The following is a 17,538-nucleotide window of genomic DNA, read 5'->3' as shown; positions in this document are numbered from 1 at the left end:
TTCCACGCCAATGCGACGCGCCGCCGCGAACGTCGCCAATCATCAGGGGCAGCCGATGGCATGCGCCAGTCCCGGCCAATGACTCCTATTCCAGGCATTGAACAAGTGCCGAAATCTGGCGGAGTCTTGTGCCTGGCTTCATTTCCGGAACCTCAAGCGTGGAAGGCGCCGGCGCGCCTTGCCTGGCGTTGAGGAACCGTGCAAGGTCCTCTGCGCAAACAGCGACGCTGAGTTCCGGGTTGTTGGCATACCGGCCCACGATCATGCCAACCAGTACCCCGCTTGCGTCGACCACGGCGCCTCCGCTGTTGCCTTCATGCAAGGCGGCGCGCAGTACCAGAAGGCGATGGCCTTTGGGCTGTGCGGTGCCGCGCAAGTATCCACGGGTCATGACAGGCTCGAGCGGCGAGGACGGCGTGAGGCCAAAGCCGATCGTATAGACCGACATGCCCTGATGGACGGAGATGGCGAGGGGTCGCGCAGGCATCTTCACGGCGTGGTTCGTTGCGAGCAACGCCACATCCAGTTGCTCGTCGATTGCCACCAGGGTTGCATGCAGGCTCGTCATGTCGAGCGGCCAGACGTTGATCCGCTGGCATCCGCGAACAACGTGCGCGCTGGTCAGCATTTCACCAGACTGGGTGACAAAGAACGCCGTGCCACTGCGAAGCATCCCGTCGTGGCGCTTTCCCGTCCCGGCGGCGCGGCTTGCAAGCTCCGTGGTGCCCGCGGCGTCCATGTCGCCGACGAGATGCCCGTTATCGAACAGCTCGGCGCGCGCCGCTCCCGCGCACACGCTCCAGATACCGATCCACCCCATTGCCAGCAGCAGGGACAACAGTAAGGAACGTGCGTCTCGGTGCATGACCAGATGCGGAAAATGACTACTAGCTGGCAAGCACCCATTCACCGTTGGCGTTACGACATGCCTGTGAGGTCTGTTCGTACGTCTTGCCTTCTTTCACATAGGTCTCGCTGAACTTCCGGCATGTCTGGGCATTCGGTGACTTCGAATACCCACTGAGCGGCTTGATGGTGCCGGAATTTCCCGTCTTGGCGTTATGCCAGGTCCTTGGCTGGTTGTTCGGGGTGGTCTGCAAGGCATGCTTCAAAGCGGCCTCGCGCGCTTCGCGGTCGCGTTCATCCATCTCCCTGCCGATAATGCCGCCAAGCAGCGCACCGGCCAGGCCGCCCGCGACGATGGCGCCCGTGTTGCCATGGCTGAGAATGCCACCGAGCGCAGCGCCCGTACCAGCACCGATAAGCGCGCCGGAGGTGGTCTTGTTCATGCCGGTGGACTGGCCCTCCGCGCATCCCACAAGAATCGCGCTGGCGGCCGCGGCGCAGCCAATTGCGATGGTCCAATTGTTCATGGCATTCTCCCTCTGACTACCCGGTAGGATTCCCCTCAATGACTACAATGCCCAGACGCCGACGCGAGCGCGTCTTGCCTCCTGCTCGGCAGTGACGTATCGCGCGGGCGCACCGTCCCTTGAGCGCGCCCAGCCATTTCGAATGGCATGCTCGCCAATGTCTTCCCCATCCGCGAAGCACTGAAAGCCCTTGTCTTTTGCAAAACACTGCAGCTGGTTGCCCTTGCCCTTGAGGTAACGCTGCATAGCCTGGGCCGGCTTTCCGTCTTCACCGCGGATGGAGGACAGGTTGACGATCTTCCCTGAGACAATCAGTGCTCCCGAATCCAGGACCTGGGCGACCTTTCCCTCAAGGTCTGGCCTGGCTTGCTGCGCTGGCGGATTACTAGTGTTCGGTCCTCTCGGGGGCAACGACGGGCTCGCCGGGGTCGATGGCGTCGGGATCAGAGCGATCGGCGGAAGGTTGATCGGCTGCTCCTCCGCGGGTGGTTCGGGCACGGCAATCCGGTGCGGCACATCCTCGGCCGACGAGGCCGATGGGGGTGAGGGTTGCGGCTGCCGCATCAGTACCGTCATGAGTATGCCTGCGCCAACGATCAGTCCGGCGGCAGTCGCGCCCAAGGCGAAAACGCGAGACCGCGGGCGCGCCAGGACCGAGTCCGGGCTGATGGACGTGCTGTAGGTTGTCGGATGCGCAATGGGGCGCGAATGCGGTTCCGTTGCAGCTGGCGGAGGTACTGGCGCTGCCGTGGCATTGGCCGTGCGCTGCGCAGAATCCACATGGCTGGGCTGTCGGGCGCCTGTATTCACGTCTGGGTTCACGCCGGTGCTCACGTCCGGGTTCACGCCAGTGTTCACGCTTTGGTTCGTGCTTGTGTTTACGCCCACAATCCTGGTCGCCTCAGGATCAAGCGTGTTGTATGTCTGCAGCACGCCCTCGCGCACGATATCCGGCGCATCGGCAAACAGCGGCAAAGCCGCCAGTGCGCGGCCAAAGTCCTCCACCGTGTCGAAGCGCTCCTCAGGGGCCTTGGCAAGCGCGCGCATCAGTGCGCTTTCGACGCCGCGATCGAGGTCCGGACAAAATGGGGCCAGCGAGGGCGGTACGGCTTCTACCTGCGCGCGGATCAGCTCATAGTCGCTGGTCGCGTTGAAAGGCAATCGCCCGGATACCAGTTCGTACAGAACCGTGGCAAGGCTATACAGGTCGCTGCGGCCGTCGCCCTCGTGGCCGCGCAATTGCTCCGGCGAGGCGTAAGCCAGGGTGCCAACGACGTCGCCTTGTTGCGTGAGGCGTTGCGAACCCTGTATGCGCGCAATGCCGAAATCCATGATTTTCAGCGTGCCGCTTTCCGTGAGCATCAGGTTGGACGGCTTGATATCCCGGTGAATCACGCCCATCTTGTGCGCGTAGCGCAAGCCCATGATGGCTTGAACGATGACCGCGAGGCTGTCCCGCACGGGAAACTTGCCGATGCGCTGCAGGATGGTCTCCAGCGTGTCGCCGTGAACCAGCTCCATCACCATGCACATGGTGTCGCCATCCTTGAACAGCGCATACAGTGTGGTGATATTCGGATGGTTCAGCTTGGCAAGGCTGGTCGCCTCCGCCCGAAAGCGGTCCAGGAATCCCTTGTCGAGGCTGAGCTCAGGCCGCAGGGTTTTGATCGCCACATCACGCTCAAGCTCGGTATCGAAGGCGCCATAGACTTCGCCGATCCCGCCACGCCCCAGCAGGGTGCGAATTTCGTAGTGGCCGATCTGCCTGACTGACATGGCGAATCCATCAACCCGATACGTTCAGAATGCGCTGGTCTCGCGCGTCGAGCGAACTGACGCGCCAGGCGTGGGCGGTTGCTGCTGCACACTGCAGATGGCGACCGACGCGTTATCCAGCCCTCCCGCCAGGCGGGCCAGCTCAATCAGCTGTTGACAGGCCTCGAACAGGTCAAACCTCATGATCACCGATGCGATCGTCGCGTCGTCGATCTGGTCGCTGATGCCGTCAGTGCATAGCATCAGGAAATCGTCATGTTCCAGGGGAAACCCATCCAGTGAGATCGCTGGCTCGTGATCCGGCGCTCCGAGGGCCCGCAGCAGTACATTCTTGTCGGGGTGTTTGTGGGCCTCTTCTGCCGTGAGCAATCCCTGGCGGAACAGTTCACCCACCATGGAGTCGTCTTCCGTCAATTGCCGAAACTCGCGTTGGCGAAGCAGGTAGATCCGGCTGTCGCCGACGTGGACGATATAAGCCAGGTCATTGACGATGGCAAGCGCGCTGCAAGTGGTTCCCATGCCATCGCAACTCGGGTCGTCCGCGGCAAGTTTGCCGATGGCCTGATTGGCAACGGCGAATGCATTCTTCAGCGCATCCGTGGGCAGGCCCGGATTGCGGTAATACTCGTGCAGCACCGTGCTCAGCGCAATCCGGCTCGCCACTTCGCCTGCCGCATGCCCCCCCATGCCATCGGCCACGACGGCAAGCGTGCCGGCGCGTGCAAACGGATCGTCCTCGCGGGGAATCATGCAGCCGATCGCGTCCTCGTTCTGGCTGCGGACGCAACCGACGTCGCTAAGCATCGAACACCTGACCATCAGTCGGGATCGATCTGCTTGACGGGCCTGGCCGGCGCACATGGCAACGTTCCCCGTTGGACTCAGTTAAGCAGCAAGTCAAGCCCGTACTTGATCGGGACCGCGAATGTCACGCGTTCGTCGCCGCTCGAGCGAGAATAGGTAAACAGCCCGATTACCTTGCCGTCGCGGTCGAACACGGGGCCCCCGCTGTTGCCATGGCCTGTCGCGGTCACCGTAAGCTGATAGACATCACCCAGGTCATCGAACGTCTGGACATTCTTTTCAGACTTGACCGTGTCGCCGACCTTGGCAATGATGCCTTCGGTCACGGTGGGCTGAGGAATCAGTTCAAGGAGATTGGTAATATTGCCGCCTTCGCTGGATTGAACGATTGCGTGCTTCTCCTCGGATATGCCCGGATAGCCAAGCACTGTCACCCGCTCGCCCACGCGCGGACGCGAACCCACCGATGCAAGGTTGATCGTGGGTAATTTGCGGGTCGCATCAATCTTGATTTCCGCCACATCCGCTTCAGCCGACGCCTTGACCAGACGCGCCTCGATGCTGTCGCGCGTATCGGGGAAGCGTACCGACAAGCTTTCATTGCGCCCCTCGAGAAGGGCCATGGACATGGTCCCGAGTCCCATGCCGCCTGGTGCCGCGAAGTTCGGCCTGACCAGCTTCACCGGGTGGTCGAAGTCCCAGCCTTTGAGATGCCGGTAGGCCCTCGGGTTGATGCGCGCCACGCTGACTTCACCCTGGCCGCTCGTCGAGATGCGAATCAAGATGCCGCCATTCGAGTCGAAATCCATCCAGCCCGGCACCTTCCATCCTTGCGCGACATGCTTGTTCGTCAGAATGAAGCCCTGGTCCTTGACCACGAAACCGCTGCCACGGCCACCTACCTCGATCGGAATGCCGCGATGATCATCGTCGTCAGTGGTCAGCCAGCGCTGGACCGGATTGTTGTCGATCTGGAGAAAGCAGGGGAGGCGCAGGTTCTCGACGATGCAAATACGCTGATAGACAGGCCGCCCCGTATTCTTGTCCACGATGTGCCAGCGTGCCTCCACGACCACCGTTGCCGCGCCGAAGTCCGCGACGATTGCCTCGGGGCTCTTGCCAAACAGAATCCCGAAGTGCGCAAGTGCGCCGACGACAATGGCCGCGAGCGCGGCGACAGCGCCAGCGCCGATGATCAGCCTGCGCCCGGTGGAGCGCCGTTCCTGGGTCATCATGCGCAGCACGGTCTCCTTGCCGACGCGATCATCCGCGACCGGAGTCGGCTCCGCGCGGACGGCGTCGGCGTGCGGCTGCCCCACCCGGACTTCGTGCATTCCCCCCTCATGCGCTCTGGCCTGCGCGGTCGCCGAGACCGCGGAGGGCGCTGCAGCCGCGGGATGTCCCGCGCGCGTTTCCACTAACGCTTTCGCGTTCAGGCGTGTCGGTGCAGGAGCGAAAACCGGAACGGGCCGAGGTTCCAGATCGAAGGCCAGGCGCGGTCCGCCTTCGCCCAGTTCGATCGTGTCACCCGCTTGCAGTGGTGTTTCATCCTTGACCGGGCGGCCGTTAAGGAATGTGCCGTTGCTGCTGCCCAGGTCGACCAGCGTGTAGCGCGCCGCATCGTCTTGCCTGATCTGAATGGCGGCGTGCTGGCGGCTCACCAGGTCGTCGCGTTGCGGATCAAAGACGATGGTGGCGGTCGGATCGCGGCCCAGGATCAGCTTGTCGAACCGGTCCACCTCGAACTGCTCGATTTGATGGGCCTTCGAGCCAGATAGATGCGTGATGATAATGCGTGTCATCCCGGTCTCCCTTTTGGTTGCCGGGTAGCTTTTTTGAAGCTATCGATATCGCAGGACTTGCCGGGGCCGATGCTGCCGCTATTTATTTTTATTCTTGTTTTATGTGCGGGCATGGGATCGATCCTCTGCTCAGCCGCCAGGACGCTGATGCCGGTTTGCGCGCGTACCGGCATGACATGAAGTGACAATGCCTCGCCCCGTCCCATTGCCATGGAACGCGGGCCTGATACGGACAAACGCGAGGACCGCCAACGCATGCGCGCCCCTGAACGGTGCCGGCACTGCCGGCAGCCTCTCCCCGGGCACTCGAAATGCGCTTGTTGGCGCTAGAAGTGACGCTAAAGTGGTTCTTCTCGAAAGAGTATAGGTAATGCGGAATCGGTTCGCAAAAGTGCGAACTTCCCTGCATAGCCTCTGTTCACGCCGTCCATTGGAAGGCTCTCTTAGTACACCGCCGGCATCCCCTCCGGCCGGTTCTTGAAGCGCCGGTGGATCCAGTAATACTGCTCCGGCATGGTGGCGATCTGGGTTTCGAGGAAGGCGTTCATGCGGCGCGAATCCTCCTCGACGCTGCCGGAAGGGAAGCCTTCCAGCGGGTCGAATATGCGCAGCCGGTAGCCGCGGTAGTCGGGCAGCACCTCGGTGGTGAAGGGCACCACGCGCGCGCCGGTCATGCTGGCCAGGCGCGAGGCCGAGGTCAGCGTGCAGGCCTGCACGCCAAAGAACGGCACGAACACCGAGTCGGTGATGCCAAAATCCATGTCCGCCGCCAGCATGACCGGGCAGCCGGCGCGCAGGGCGCGCACCACCTGCTTGCCGCTGCCGTGGCGCGGGATCATCTCGGCACCGAAACGCCCGCGCTGCGTGCGCGAGATCTCTTCCAGCAGCCGGCTCGACATCCTGGTGTACAGCGAGGCCACTGGGTGGCGCATCGAGTAGAACATGCAGCCAGCCTCGATGCCGACGAAATGGAAGCCCATGAAGATGGTCGGATGCTCCGCGCACGAGGCCAGGTCAATGCGCGAATCCAGCTCGACCAGCTTGCCCAGGCGCTCGGCGTTGCCGAACCACTGCACGCCGCGCTCCAGGTAGCTGCGCAGGACATGGCCGAAGTGGTTCCGTGCCAGCTGCTCGCGCGCGTCCGCGTCCATATCGGGGAAGCACAGTGCCAGGTTGGTATGGACGATGCGCCGGCGGCGGCTGGGGATGCGGTACAGCAGCTTGCCGATGGCGTCGCCCAGCCGGGCGGTCAGGCCGTACGGCAATGCGGCGAAGAGCTTGAAGACTGCGATGGTCAGTGCAGTCTGGAGCCGGTGGGTCATGAAAATCCTGGAGAGCGGCAGCGGCGGTCGGGGCGGCGGCCCCGGGCAGGCGGCTGCGCGGCAATAATTCGGCGCCACGGGCTGGTGGCGAACGGGATGCGCGCAAAAAGGCGGGAAGAGCAAGGGCCGGCCCCCGGCACATGCCCGGCGCCTGGCGCGGCACGGTGTGCGCGTCGGGGGCTGACAAAGCCGGGCGGGACGCAAGGCCGGCATCCCCGGCGCGGCATAGGGAATGCCTGGGGGCGGCTTGGGTGCGCTATGCGTCGCTGCGCTGGCTTTCGCTGAGGGCGCACTGTAGCACGATGCCACGGGATCAAGGCCGACAGTTACACCCGCAGGAACTGGAAGTGGGCGCAGGGTAGGAAAATAGCGATTCATGGCGAATCGCTATTTTCACAGGCGGCCTCGCAACGACCGCGATAATGTGGGCGCTATTAATCGACCAGACTTCGACTGGAAACCACCAGAAAACGGCCGACTGAACCGGGTCAGGTTTTCTTTAGCTCGCCGAGATAATAGTTGACCTCCGCCAGCAACGCGCTGTGGAATTCAGCCGGCAGGACGTGATCATCGGTCAGCGACAGCAACTGGTCGATGCGCTGGCAGAAGCGACGCTGCGCGCGGGCGCGCTCGGCGGGCGGCAGGGCCACGACCAGCGAATACAGCAGCTCGCGTATCACCAGCAGCCGGGCGCCATACTGGATCATGGCGTCGCCCTGGGTCTTGAGGTTGTGGGCAATCTGTTCCGGCATGCCGGTGCCGCCGGCGCCGGCTGGCGCTGGCTGCGGCGCGCCGCGCTCCTGGCTGCTGGCTTCGGGCGCGGCGGTACCCAGCATCTTGCCGAGCATATGGATTCTGAACATGGGCGAGGCTCCGGGAGTGCCGGGGGCGGGGTGGTCGGATGTATCCATCATGGAAGCGTGTGGGTGGACGGACTGTGCGCCAGCAGACAATGCGGGGTCATGGGCCGGTCAGCCCGTCATCGCCTGGTGGCAGGGCCTTGCGGCCCTTGCCCGCGCGCGCCGGCGGCAGGCATAGCCCGCAGACGTAGCGATGGCGCGCATCGTTGGCACGCACGACATAGTCGCCGCGGCAGCATTGGCAGCACGCCAGTTGCAGCATGCCGCGCTCATAGAAGCGGACCAGCATCCAGGCACGGGTAAAGCTGAGTTGCGCGGCTTCGCCCGTGACGCACATGTGTTCGCGGTACATGCGGAAGCTGGACAGGGTCGCGCGGATGCCGTCCAGGCTGCCGGCGCGCGTCATGAAGCGGTAAGCGCCGAGCAGCATCGAGGCATGGGCGTTGGGGCGCCAGGTCACGAACCAGTCTGTCGAGAACGGCAGCATGCCCTTGGGGGGCGACACGCCGCACAGTTCCTTGTACAGCCGGACCAGCCGCACGCGTGGCAGCGACACCTCGGATTCCAGTACCTGCAGGCGCGCGCCCATGCCGATCATCTCGATCGCCAGGCGGGTCTGCTCCATGTCCTGCAGCACGCTCTTGCCGGCTGGCGGGAGCAGGGGTCGAGGTGCCGTCGTCGGCGTGCCGGCCATGTGGGGGCCGGCGATAGTCTGTGCGTCCATGGTCTCCTCCTGGGACATATCGGAGACGGGACGCGGGCAGGTACCAGTCAGCAACCGGCTAGTCCGACATGTCTCCGATGATCATGGCCCGCGTATCGCAGCGCGTGGCGCTGTTGATCGCGGGCCTGGGGCTCAGGTTTTTCGTAGTCGAGGAGGATTTTTTGATCGATCAGGGGCTTATAACTATGACCTGCATCAACGATCGGATTTCCACGCTTGATGGCCACGCATACTGGTGCCACTTATCGGCGGCGACGGATTGGGCCTGATGCTTCTCCTGCAAGTCACAGTCCGTGACATTGCCGTCAACATCGGCGTGGCCGCAGCCAAGCGGCGCGGCGTTGTGCTGATCGTCCAGGAAGAAGACGGCGCCCCGCATCGGCTCACCCCCTGGCCGCCTGATTCCAGGCTGTGACCAGTCTTGTGCCGTCAGAACACCCCAAGCCCCAACCCAGCCGCCAGCCCCTCGCCAAGCTCCGCGCAACGCGCCAGGTCCGGCGCTTCGATCTGCTTGGGCGCGAGGATTCGTTCGGGCGTCTGCGCATGCGTGCAGACGATCAGCCCGGGCGCCACGCAGTTGAGCCGCCACCCGGTGGCGATGCGGTCGATCTGGCGCAGTGCGTTCTGGCCGTCGCTGCCGGCGCAGATCATGGTGGCGTAGGGACGGCCGTTGATGCGGTCGAGCGCGGCGTAATAGCAGCGGTCGAAGAAGTCCTTCATCATCCCTGCCATGGCGGCCAGGTTCTCCGGCGTGGCGAAGAGATAGCCGTCTGCGGCAAGGACATCGTCGGGGCCGGCTTCGGCCGCGGTCTTGAGCACGACCGTGACGCCGGGCTGCCGGCGGGCCGCTTCGGCGGCAGCCTCGGCCATCTGCCGGGTGCCTCCGGTCATGGTGTGATAGACGATCAGCAGCGTTTTCATGCTTGCGTGTGAGCCACGTGCGGCCGTGTGCTGTACGTGGAAGACTGTATCACGCGGGTTCCGGTGCTTCGCGTACGGCACGAGGCATGCGCGCCGGCGACGGCAGTTATCGTAGAATCCGGGGCTGGCGCCCCTGCCATTCCTCCATGCCCGAAGCCAAAACCCCCATCACCGACCGCTCCGCAAGCGAGCAGGCCATCCACTTGCTGGATGCCGCCACCGATTATGTTCTTGCCAACGGCCTGGGCGATCTTTCCCTGCGCAGCGTTGCGGAGGCGCTGGGTACGAGCCACCGCATGCTGATCTACTACTTTGGGTCCGGGGATGGCTTCTGGCAGGCGCTGCTGCATCGCATCCGACACGCGGAGCAGTCGGCGCGCCAGCGCGTGGAACTGGCGGGCATGGATCCCGGTGCCGCGATGGAGGCGGCGTGGGAGCGCTATTCCGCGCCAGGTTACCTGCCGATCATGCAGCTGATGTTCGAGATCTACGGCAGGGCCATCCACGACCGCGAGCGCTTCAGCGGCTTTCTCGAAGATGTCGTCGGCAGCTGGACGACCACGCTGGCGGCACGCCTGCAGCGAGACCTGGGCCTGAGCGCGGCCGAGGCCAGGCTGCGCGCGCGGGTGGAGCTTGCCACCGTGCGCGGGCTGCTGCTGGACCTGGTTACCACCGGTGACCGCAAGGGCACGACAGCCGCGCTGAAGTATTTCGCCGCCATGATGGCGGCACCTCCCCAAACCGGCAAGTAACGGCATTTTTGCGCTGGCATCGGCGTAAACCCTCATTATACCCTTCGATGTACCACATGGTACATTCCGATCCACGCCTGCGGGAGCAGGGCGAATCGTGGCAAACCAACAGGGTGCAATATGGATCGGCGACAACTACTGGCCTGGGCGGCCGGAACCGCGGTGGCGATGGCGCTGCCAGGTATCGGCCAGGCGCAGGCCTTCCCTTCGAAACCCGTGCGGCTGGTCGTGCCGCAGGCCGGGGGTACCGGCAATGACGTTCTGGCGCGCGCGCTGGCGGAGCAGCTCAGCCGCGCCTGGCACCAGCCGGTGGTGGTAGAGAACAAGCCCGGGGCCAACGGCACGCTGGCGATCAGCTATGTGATCGGGCAGCCCGCCGACGGCTACACGCTGTTCTTTGCCGGCGTGTCCAACCTGAGCTTCAATCCCTTCTTGTATCCGAAGCTGCCGTACAACCCGGGCCGTGACCTGGCCGGCGTGGCGATGCTTGCCAACTCGCCCTTCGTCTTTGTCGCGGCGCCGTCGCTCAAGGTCGATACGTTCCAGGATTTCGTGCGGATGGCCAAGGCCCGGCCGGGCGAGATCAGCTTTGCGTCGGGTGGCATCGGCAACTCCACCCACCTGGCCATGGAGCTGGTCGCGCAGCGCACCGGCATCCGGCTGCAGCATGTGCCGTTCAATGGCACCGGCGGCTCGACCAGCCTGATGAACGGGCAGACGCCGGTGATGATGAACGTCCTCGCGGGCGTGCAGCCCTTCATTGCCGGCAAGAAGCTGGTTCCGCTGGCCGTCACCGGCGACAGGCGGCTGCCGGCGTTGCCGGCGGTGCCCACCTTCAAGGAGCTTGGCTACGACGTGCAGGTACCCGGGTGGTACGCGATCGTTGCCCGCTCGGGCACGCCCGCGGCGGTCGTCAGCAAGGTCAATGCCGACATCAACCAGATCCTGGACGACCCGCACTTCCAGGAGAAGCTCGGCTTCCAGTTCCTGGAAGCGATCAAGGGGCCGCCGTCCGAGGTCGAGCGCTACATGAAGCGCGACGCCGACACCTGGGGCCCCATCATCCGCAAACTCGCAATTTCTCTCTGAGGACCGCTGTCATGGCACATCTCACCAAAGCCGTACGCGACTATCGCCTGGCGGCCATGCACAGGCTGATGGACAAGCTGCGCGTCGACGCGCTGGTATTCGGCACGCCCGACTTCTTCCAATACGCCACCAACTTCCAGCTCGACGTCTGGCCGTGGGAGCGGCCGGTGTTCGTGGTGGTGCCGCGCAATGGCGACACCTTCGCGGTGATGAACGAACTGTCGACCAATCACATGCGCTTTGCTACCGAGAGGGGCACAGTCTGGCTGACGGACGTGACCTTCTACACCGAGCATCCGCGCGTGTCCAACCGGCTGCCGCTGCCGTCGCAATTGCCCGAGGTCGTCGCGGCATTGCTTGGCGCGAAAGGGCTTGGCATGTCGCGCATTGCGGTCGATGTCCAGCATCCGATCCTGGCTGGAGCGCAGCGCTACCTGCCCGAACTCACGCTGCGTCCGGCGATGGCCGAGATGCGCGGCCTGCGCTGGGTCAAGCATGCGGATGAACTACAGGTCATGCGCGAGCTTGGGGCACTGACGGACTGGGTGCAGGACCGGTATCGCGAGAACATCCGGCCCGGCCGGCTGGTGCAGGAACTCGACCACGCCATGGCGGCGTTGATGTCGGAAGAGGCGGCGCTGCGCTTCCCGGGCGAGGATTTCGACATCCTCAAGTGCTGGACGCTGAGCGGGCCGGCATCCGCATCGCCACACGGCGACGGGGCCGCCTGCGGCGCACGGATCTGCGCTGGCGACACCATTGTCAACCTTGTGCTGCCGCGCCTGAACGGGCTCTACGTCGAGAATGAGCGCACCTGGTTTTGCGGGCGGCCTGGCGACGAGCAGGCGCGGCTTTACCAGGTTGCCGCAAGGGCCACCGACGCCGCGGTCGCCGCGGCGGTGGTCGGCAAGCGCGTATGCGACATGGATGCGGCCGCGCAGGCCGTGATCGAGCAGGCCGGCTGCGGGGACTATGTATTTCACCGCACCGGCCATGCCGTCGGCCTGATGCTGCACGAATACCCGGAGGACATGGCCTTCAACACCCGCCCGTTGCTTGCCGGCGAGGTGTATTCGGCGGAGCCGGGCCTCTATGTCTACGGCCTCGGCGGCTTCCGGCTAGACGACACTGTGGTGGTGGGCGACCGGCCGGAAGTCATCGTCAAGACGCCGAAGACGCTGGAGTATGCCACCGTGGCCTAAGTAACAACGGCGCAGCTCAGTCGAGCGTCACCCCGGTATCCGCCGTCAGCTTCAGCACCACCGGCAAGTAAGCCTTGTAAGCAGCTTCCGCCTGTGCCGGCGTGTTGCCGAGCGGCTCCGCGCCCATGTCGACGATGCGCCGCTGCATATCGGCGCTGGCGACCAGGCTGGCGCTTTCGCGCCCCAGGCGGTCGACGATGTCCTGCGGCGTTTTCGCGGGCGCCATCAGCGTGATCGGGCCGGTCAGGCGGAACGGTTCGTCGGCGTAGCCGGCTTCGGTGAAGGTCGGCACGTCGGGCAGGCCCTGCGCGCGGCGCGTGCCGGTGACGGCGAGGGGGCGCAGCTTGCCCGTGGCGAAGTGTTGCCTGAGCGCCGTCACCGAGCCCACCGTCACGTTGACCTGGCCAGCCAGCAAATCAGTCACCATCGGCCCTTCGCCGCGATAGGGGACGTGCAGCATGTCTGCCTGGTATTGCCTGGTGAAGTAGGTCTGGATGGTATGCGGCTGCGTGCCCGGGCCCCAGGATCCCATGCGCATCTTGCCCGGCGATGCCTTGGCATAGGCCAGCAGTTCGGCAACCGTCCTGGCCGGCACGCCGCTGTTGACGGCCAGCACGGTGCGCGCGGTAGCGATGTCCGAGATCGGGCGCAGGTCGGTGCGCGGGTCGTATGGCAGCTTCTTGTACAGCGCGAGGTTGGACGTGACCGGGCCGGGAATGGTCATCAGCAGCGTATAGCCGTCCGGTGCCGACTTGGCAACGTAGTCGGTGCCGATGATGCCGCCGGCACCGCCCTTGTTCTCCACCACCACGGTCTTGCCGAGCTGGCGCGACAGGCCATCGCCGACGGCGCGCGCCAGCGTGTCGGTCAGGCCGCCCGGCGGATAGGCGACGATCAGGTGGATGGGCTTGGCCGGGTAGGCGCCCTGCGCGGCGGCCGGCAGGGGCGGAACGGCGAGGGCGGCTACGGCGAGCAGGGGCAGCGTGGCTTGCAGCAGCGTGCCGCGCAGCCGGTGCAGAACGGGGGCAGCGGTCATCATGATGGCGTTGTCTCCTTGGGATGGGGTGTCACGTGTTGCCGTACGTCGAAGGGGATGTCTCACTCCAGCTTGATGCCGCGCGCCTTGATCAGCCTGCCCCATTTTCCGATCTCCTGGTCGATGAAGGCGGAAAACGTGCTGCCCGGCTCGGGGTGCGGCTCAAGGCCCAGCCCCAGCAGCTTCTGCCGGATGTCGGCGTCGGCCAGCACGGCGGAGGCCTCGCGGTTCAAGCGCTCGGCGACGGCGGGGGGCGTGCCGGCCGGTGCGACCAGCCCGAACCAGCCGTAGCCGACCATGCCCGGGTAGCCCTGTTCGGCAAAGGTGGGCGCATCCGGATAGACCGGCGAGCGCTGTTCCGAGGCCACTGCCAGCACGCGCAGCTTGCCGGCCTTGATAAACGGCAGCGCCGAGGTGATGGCGGTCAGGGTGGCGTCCGCGCGGCCGGCCAGCAGTTCGGTGTAGGCGGTGGCGTCGCCGCGGTAATGGACATTCAGCAGCCTGAACTTGCCGACCTGCCCGAACAGTTCGGCAGTCAGGTGCGGGCCGGAGCCCGCGCCCGGCGAGGCCAGCGTCACGCCCTCCGGCTTGTCCCGCGCCATGCGCACGAAGTCGGCCACGGTGCGCGCCGGCGAGCTGGCGTTGACGATCAGGAAGACCGGGCCCAGCACGCGTGGCCCGACGGGCACGAAGTCCTTGTGGACGTCGTAGCGCTGCGCGATGCCTGCCGCGGTATTGATGGCGAAGGGCGCGGCGGCCCACAGCAGCGTGTAGCCGTCTGGCGCGGCATGGGCCACTTGCTCGGTGGCCAGGCGGGTGCCGGCGCCGGGTTTGTTTTCCACCACCACCTGCTGGCCGAGCTTGTGGCCCAGTGCCTCGGCAAGGATGCGGGCGGAGATGTCGTTGGAGCCGCCCGCGCCGTAGGGCGACACCAGCTTGACCGGCCGCGACGGGTACGTTTGCCCCTGCGCGGGGCTGGCCAGGCACAGCATCGCCAGGGCGGCCGTCAGCAAGGCCCGGGCGAAGACAGAGGGCTGATTCATGATGCTTCCTTCATGCGGCGGATGGGGGGATAGCGGAACGTGCGTTCCAGGTGAACGGTGCCGGGTACGTAGAGGCGCAATGCCACATAGAACGCCTCCGCGGGCGCAGGCAGCCAGTTGCCTGCCAGGGCGCTGTCGGTCGGGGCCTGGGCGCCAAGCACGATGCGCAGGCTGCCATCGGGCGCCGTGCGCAGGCCCGGCGAGCGGTCGCCCAGCGAATAGCGCTGCAGCGGGTTCTCGGCCAGCATGCAGTCCGATTTGCGGTACATGGTCAGCGACCAGAACGCGCCCACCTGGGGTAGTCCCTGCTGGGGAAACGCCAGTTCGTACTGATGCGTGCCGTCCAGCGGCAAGCCGTCGCCATCGCAATCGGCCATCAGGTACATGGCTTCCTCGACGCCAAGCGCGCCGATGTAGTTGCGCGCCACTTCGGCACGCAGTGCGTAGTGGGTGCCGAACGAGCTATGGATCTCCACCGGCAGGAACCAGCCGCCGCCCAGTTCGGACGCCCTGGGCGCGGCCAGTTCTGCATCGACCTGCGCCAGCGCGTTGGCCAGGGCGGTGCGCTGCGCCTCGGTCAGCGGCGCACCGCTGCCGATGCCGGCCTGCGCATAGGTGCGGACCAGTTCCGCTTCGGCGGCGGGTGGCGGGTTGTCGCGCAGCATGCGGGTGACGATGGCGGCGTAGCGGTCGGGGTCGGCCGGCCGCTCGCCGGCTTGCATGCCGGCATCGAAGATGGTGCCTGCACTGGTGCCGTCAGGCCGGCGCAGGTGGATGCCGTCCTGCAGCGCATGCGCGCCCGGCAGGTCGGCTTCGCCGTCGGCCAGGATACGGCCGATGATCCAGACCGCGTCGGTGGGGCAGGGCAGCAGCGTTGCGCCGGCCGGCGCCTCGCCCTGCCAGGCTGGTCCGTGCAACAGCCACTTTCCGCCTTGCGTGCCGGTGGTGCGGGTGCCGATATAGCCGAACGGGTTGGTATAGGCGTCGAGCAGGCCGAGCACGTAATAGCGGCCGAGGCAGTCGGGCACGTCCAGCAGCAGCGGGCCGCCGGACAGGTCGAGACACGCATTGGTGTAGAGCGTGTCGTTGTTCGGGGTCACGACCTGCCGGTGCTGCGGGCCGAGCAGCGTGCGCACGTGTGTGACGGTGTTGATCCAGCGCAGCGTGGAGTCGGGCCCGTCGCCGGCAAAGGCCCCGGCGCTGTCGCGCCGCGGGCAGGTGGCGGCACGCATGCGCGCCATTTCATACAGCGGCAGCGTGTAGCGCACCGCGTCGCATGCGAGCGTGCCGAGGGAGGTGTTCTGGTGTTCCATGGCGTGGCTCCTTCAGGCGATGCGCCGCAGCGGCGGGATCACGTAGTCGCCGGCCATGAAGCCGTCGGTGGGGTGGTAAAGGCGCAGGATCAGGTAGAAGGGGGCGTCCGGCGCCGGCAGCCAGTTCTGCTGCGCCTGTGCCGGGCGCTGGTGCGAGATGGTCAGCGTGAGGCCGCCGTCGGCATCGTATTGCAGGCCCGGGCTGCGGTCGCCCAGCGCATAGCGGCCGATCGCGTTGTCGGTGAAGAAGCGGTCGGCCCCGTAGAGCGATACCGACCAGAACGCCTGCGCCGGCGGCAGGTGGCCCGCCGGGAAGTGCAGGGCGTAGGCGTGGCGGCCATGCAGCAGTTCGCCATCGGTGTCGTAGTCGGCGGCGGCATAGATGGCCTCGTCGGCGCGCAGCGCGCCCAGGCCTTTCATCGCGGTGACGGCGCGCTGCATCCAGTCATCGCCATAGCGGCCCAGCACCAGGCTGTAGGTCCAGCTCTTGCGCGCATGGCTGCGGGTACTGGCCTCGATCAGCGCCATGCCTTCGCACCAGGCGCGGACCAGGCCCTGCCGCACCGCGGGCCGCAGCGCGTCCACGTCGACGGACTCGTCGGCGCGGATGCCGCACTTGCGCAGCAGCGACAGCAAGCCAGCGGCCGAAGGCTCCGCCGGATACTCGCGCAGCGCGTTGAAGATATTGGCGAAGAAGTCCAGTGCCGGCTCACCGCTGTCCTGCCAGTCGCGCACGCAGGCGGGCTGATGGCGTGCGCCGCCGGACAGGCGGAAGCCGTTCTCGAAGGCGCTGGCTGCCGGCAGGTCGTCGGCGCTGGTAACAAGCACGCGGCCCAGCATCCACACCAGCGACGTCGGGCAATGCACCACATGCGGCCCTTGCGCGTGCTGGCCGGGGCCGGTCAGCACGATGTCAGCGCCGGCGGCGGGCACGTTGCGCGGGCCCAGGTTCTCGAAGTTGTTGGTCCAGGCGTCCAGCAACTCCACCACGTAATAGCGGCTTGCATCCGGCAGCGCAGGCACGTGCAGCGTGACCGGGCCATCGGCCAGGTTGATCCAGGCGCAGAAGTAGAGCAGGTCATTGGCCGGCGTGACGATGTCGCGGTCCAGGTGGGTCCACGGCTGCGTGCTGGCCGACAGCGTGTTGACGGGCGCGCGCCCGTAGCCGGTGGCTTGCGCGACGGACGTTTGCAGCCGGCAGGTGCGCAGGCTTTCAAACAGCGGATAGGTGGCCACCACCAACGGCAGCGCTGCCGCGACCGTCAGGGCTTCCTGGGGCGTGTCGATGGGCGCGCCGGCAAGGAAGGGCGCAGTGGCTTGGTTCATCGCGTTGTCTCCGTCGGTTCTGCGTGCTTGTCGACTGCTCTTGTCCGTCGTGCACAAGGTCACCGCGGCATCCTCAGCTCGTCACACCCGCGCTGGCGCCGCGATTTCTGTCATGGCGGTGTCGGGACATGTTGTCATGACATGTTATGATGAGTCAACGTTGTTATGATAAGTAGATGCCCGCATGGGCCACCC

19 protein-coding genes are annotated in these 17,538 nt (G+C 65.7%); 5 read left to right on the top strand and 14 right to left on the bottom strand.

Annotated features, from left to right (window positions below; genetic code table 11):
* Nucleotides 1–85: 85 nt before the first annotated feature.
* The 9 genes from ACZ5MJ_RS21390 to flhC all read right to left on the bottom strand — a co-directional run bounded on the left by ACZ5MJ_RS21390 (nucleotide 86) and on the right by flhC (nucleotide 8,661).
* Nucleotides 86–838: a S1 family peptidase gene (locus tag ACZ5MJ_RS21390; protein ID WP_464225647.1), complete on the bottom strand. Its 753-nt coding sequence runs from the start codon at nucleotides 836–838 to the stop codon at nucleotides 86–88.
* Nucleotides 839–887: 49 nt separating this feature from the next.
* Complete coding sequence (locus ACZ5MJ_RS21385) at nucleotides 888–1,373, bottom strand: RT0821/Lpp0805 family surface protein (protein ID WP_464225646.1); 486 nt, start codon at nucleotides 1,371–1,373, stop codon at nucleotides 888–890.
* Between the two features lie 42 nt (nucleotides 1,374–1,415).
* The gene (locus ACZ5MJ_RS21380; RefSeq protein ID WP_464225645.1) at nucleotides 1,416–3,149 is read right to left on the bottom strand and encodes a protein kinase domain-containing protein; all 1,734 of its coding nucleotides are present in this window, start codon (nucleotides 3,147–3,149) and stop codon (nucleotides 1,416–1,418) included.
* A 24-nt stretch (nucleotides 3,150–3,173) separates the two neighbouring features.
* Complete coding sequence (locus ACZ5MJ_RS21375) at nucleotides 3,174–3,953, bottom strand: protein phosphatase 2C domain-containing protein (RefSeq protein ID WP_464225644.1); 780 nt, start codon at nucleotides 3,951–3,953, stop codon at nucleotides 3,174–3,176.
* Nucleotides 3,954–4,030: 77 nt separating this feature from the next.
* Nucleotides 4,031–5,755 (bottom strand): trypsin-like peptidase domain-containing protein, encoded by a 1,725-nt coding sequence (locus tag ACZ5MJ_RS21370; protein ID WP_464225643.1) that lies wholly within the window; start codon nucleotides 5,753–5,755, stop codon nucleotides 4,031–4,033.
* Complete coding sequence (locus ACZ5MJ_RS21365) at nucleotides 5,752–5,967, bottom strand: hypothetical protein (protein ID WP_464225642.1); 216 nt, start codon at nucleotides 5,965–5,967, stop codon at nucleotides 5,752–5,754. Before ACZ5MJ_RS21365 ends, ACZ5MJ_RS21370 begins: the two co-directional genes overlap by 4 nt.
* Before the next feature lie 231 nt (nucleotides 5,968–6,198).
* Nucleotides 6,199–7,077, bottom strand: a complete 879-nt coding sequence (locus ACZ5MJ_RS21360) for a lipid A biosynthesis lauroyl acyltransferase (protein WP_464225640.1) — start codon at nucleotides 7,075–7,077, stop codon at nucleotides 6,199–6,201.
* 488 nt (nucleotides 7,078–7,565) lie between these two features.
* On the bottom strand, nucleotides 7,566–7,940 hold the full coding sequence (locus ACZ5MJ_RS21355) for a hypothetical protein (RefSeq protein ID WP_464225639.1): 375 nt from the start codon (nucleotides 7,938–7,940) through the stop codon (nucleotides 7,566–7,568).
* Nucleotides 7,941–8,037: 97 nt separating this feature from the next.
* The gene (flhC, locus tag ACZ5MJ_RS21350; protein WP_464225638.1) at nucleotides 8,038–8,661 is read right to left on the bottom strand and encodes a flagellar transcriptional regulator FlhC; all 624 of its coding nucleotides are present in this window, start codon (nucleotides 8,659–8,661) and stop codon (nucleotides 8,038–8,040) included.
* Between the two features lie 68 nt (nucleotides 8,662–8,729).
* Here flhC and ACZ5MJ_RS21345 point away from each other — a divergent pair, with 68 nt between their 5' ends.
* Both ACZ5MJ_RS21345 and ACZ5MJ_RS21340 read left to right on the top strand, forming a co-directional pair.
* On the top strand, nucleotides 8,730–8,930 hold the full coding sequence (locus tag ACZ5MJ_RS21345) for a hypothetical protein (RefSeq protein ID WP_464225637.1): 201 nt from the start codon (nucleotides 8,730–8,732) through the stop codon (nucleotides 8,928–8,930).
* Nucleotides 8,930–9,076: a hypothetical protein gene (locus tag ACZ5MJ_RS21340; RefSeq protein WP_464225636.1), complete on the top strand. Its 147-nt coding sequence runs from the start codon at nucleotides 8,930–8,932 to the stop codon at nucleotides 9,074–9,076. The genes ACZ5MJ_RS21345 and ACZ5MJ_RS21340 overlap by 1 nt, the downstream gene beginning before the upstream one ends.
* Nucleotides 9,077–9,090: 14 nt before the next feature.
* On the opposite strand, the gene ACZ5MJ_RS21335 is transcribed toward ACZ5MJ_RS21340, so the two are convergent.
* Nucleotides 9,091–9,582, bottom strand: coding sequence for a flavodoxin family protein (locus ACZ5MJ_RS21335; protein ID WP_464225634.1), 492 nt, complete (start codon nucleotides 9,580–9,582; stop codon nucleotides 9,091–9,093).
* A 146-nt stretch (nucleotides 9,583–9,728) separates the two neighbouring features.
* Between ACZ5MJ_RS21335 and ACZ5MJ_RS21330 the strand changes: the two genes are divergently transcribed.
* The 3 genes from ACZ5MJ_RS21330 to ACZ5MJ_RS21320 all read left to right on the top strand — a co-directional run bounded on the left by ACZ5MJ_RS21330 (nucleotide 9,729) and on the right by ACZ5MJ_RS21320 (nucleotide 12,625).
* A complete protein-coding gene (locus tag ACZ5MJ_RS21330) occupies nucleotides 9,729–10,334 on the top strand; it encodes a TetR/AcrR family transcriptional regulator (protein ID WP_464225633.1) in 606 nt (201 codons plus the stop codon).
* A gap of 120 nt (nucleotides 10,335–10,454) precedes the next feature.
* Nucleotides 10,455–11,423, top strand: coding sequence for a Bug family tripartite tricarboxylate transporter substrate binding protein (locus ACZ5MJ_RS21325; protein ID WP_464225632.1), 969 nt, complete (start codon nucleotides 10,455–10,457; stop codon nucleotides 11,421–11,423).
* Between the two features lie 11 nt (nucleotides 11,424–11,434).
* Nucleotides 11,435–12,625, top strand: a complete 1,191-nt coding sequence (locus ACZ5MJ_RS21320) for a M24 family metallopeptidase (RefSeq protein ID WP_464225631.1) — start codon at nucleotides 11,435–11,437, stop codon at nucleotides 12,623–12,625.
* 16 nt (nucleotides 12,626–12,641) lie between these two features.
* Here ACZ5MJ_RS21320 and ACZ5MJ_RS21315 read toward each other — a convergent pair whose 3' ends face one another.
* From ACZ5MJ_RS21315 to ACZ5MJ_RS21300, 4 genes are read right to left on the bottom strand one after another with little or no spacing between them, the layout of a single operon-like run.
* Nucleotides 12,642–13,664, bottom strand: coding sequence for a Bug family tripartite tricarboxylate transporter substrate binding protein (locus tag ACZ5MJ_RS21315; RefSeq protein ID WP_464225630.1), 1,023 nt, complete (start codon nucleotides 13,662–13,664; stop codon nucleotides 12,642–12,644).
* Nucleotides 13,665–13,723: 59 nt separating this feature from the next.
* Entirely contained in the window at nucleotides 13,724–14,704 is a 981-nt protein-coding gene (locus tag ACZ5MJ_RS21310; RefSeq protein ID WP_464225629.1) for a Bug family tripartite tricarboxylate transporter substrate binding protein, read from the bottom strand.
* On the bottom strand, nucleotides 14,701–16,017 hold the full coding sequence (locus ACZ5MJ_RS21305; protein WP_464225628.1) for a DUF1254 domain-containing protein: 1,317 nt from the start codon (nucleotides 16,015–16,017) through the stop codon (nucleotides 14,701–14,703). Before ACZ5MJ_RS21305 ends, ACZ5MJ_RS21310 begins: the two co-directional genes overlap by 4 nt.
* 12 nt (nucleotides 16,018–16,029) lie before the next feature.
* A complete protein-coding gene (locus ACZ5MJ_RS21300; protein ID WP_464225627.1) occupies nucleotides 16,030–17,343 on the bottom strand; it encodes a DUF1254 domain-containing protein in 1,314 nt (437 codons plus the stop codon).
* Between the last annotated feature and the right edge of the window lie 195 nt (nucleotides 17,344–17,538).

This window comes from Cupriavidus sp. LA-1, assembly GCF_055385985.1.
Note: the sequence above shows the minus strand (reverse complement) of the source record. Positions and strands in the feature narration are given on the sequence as shown.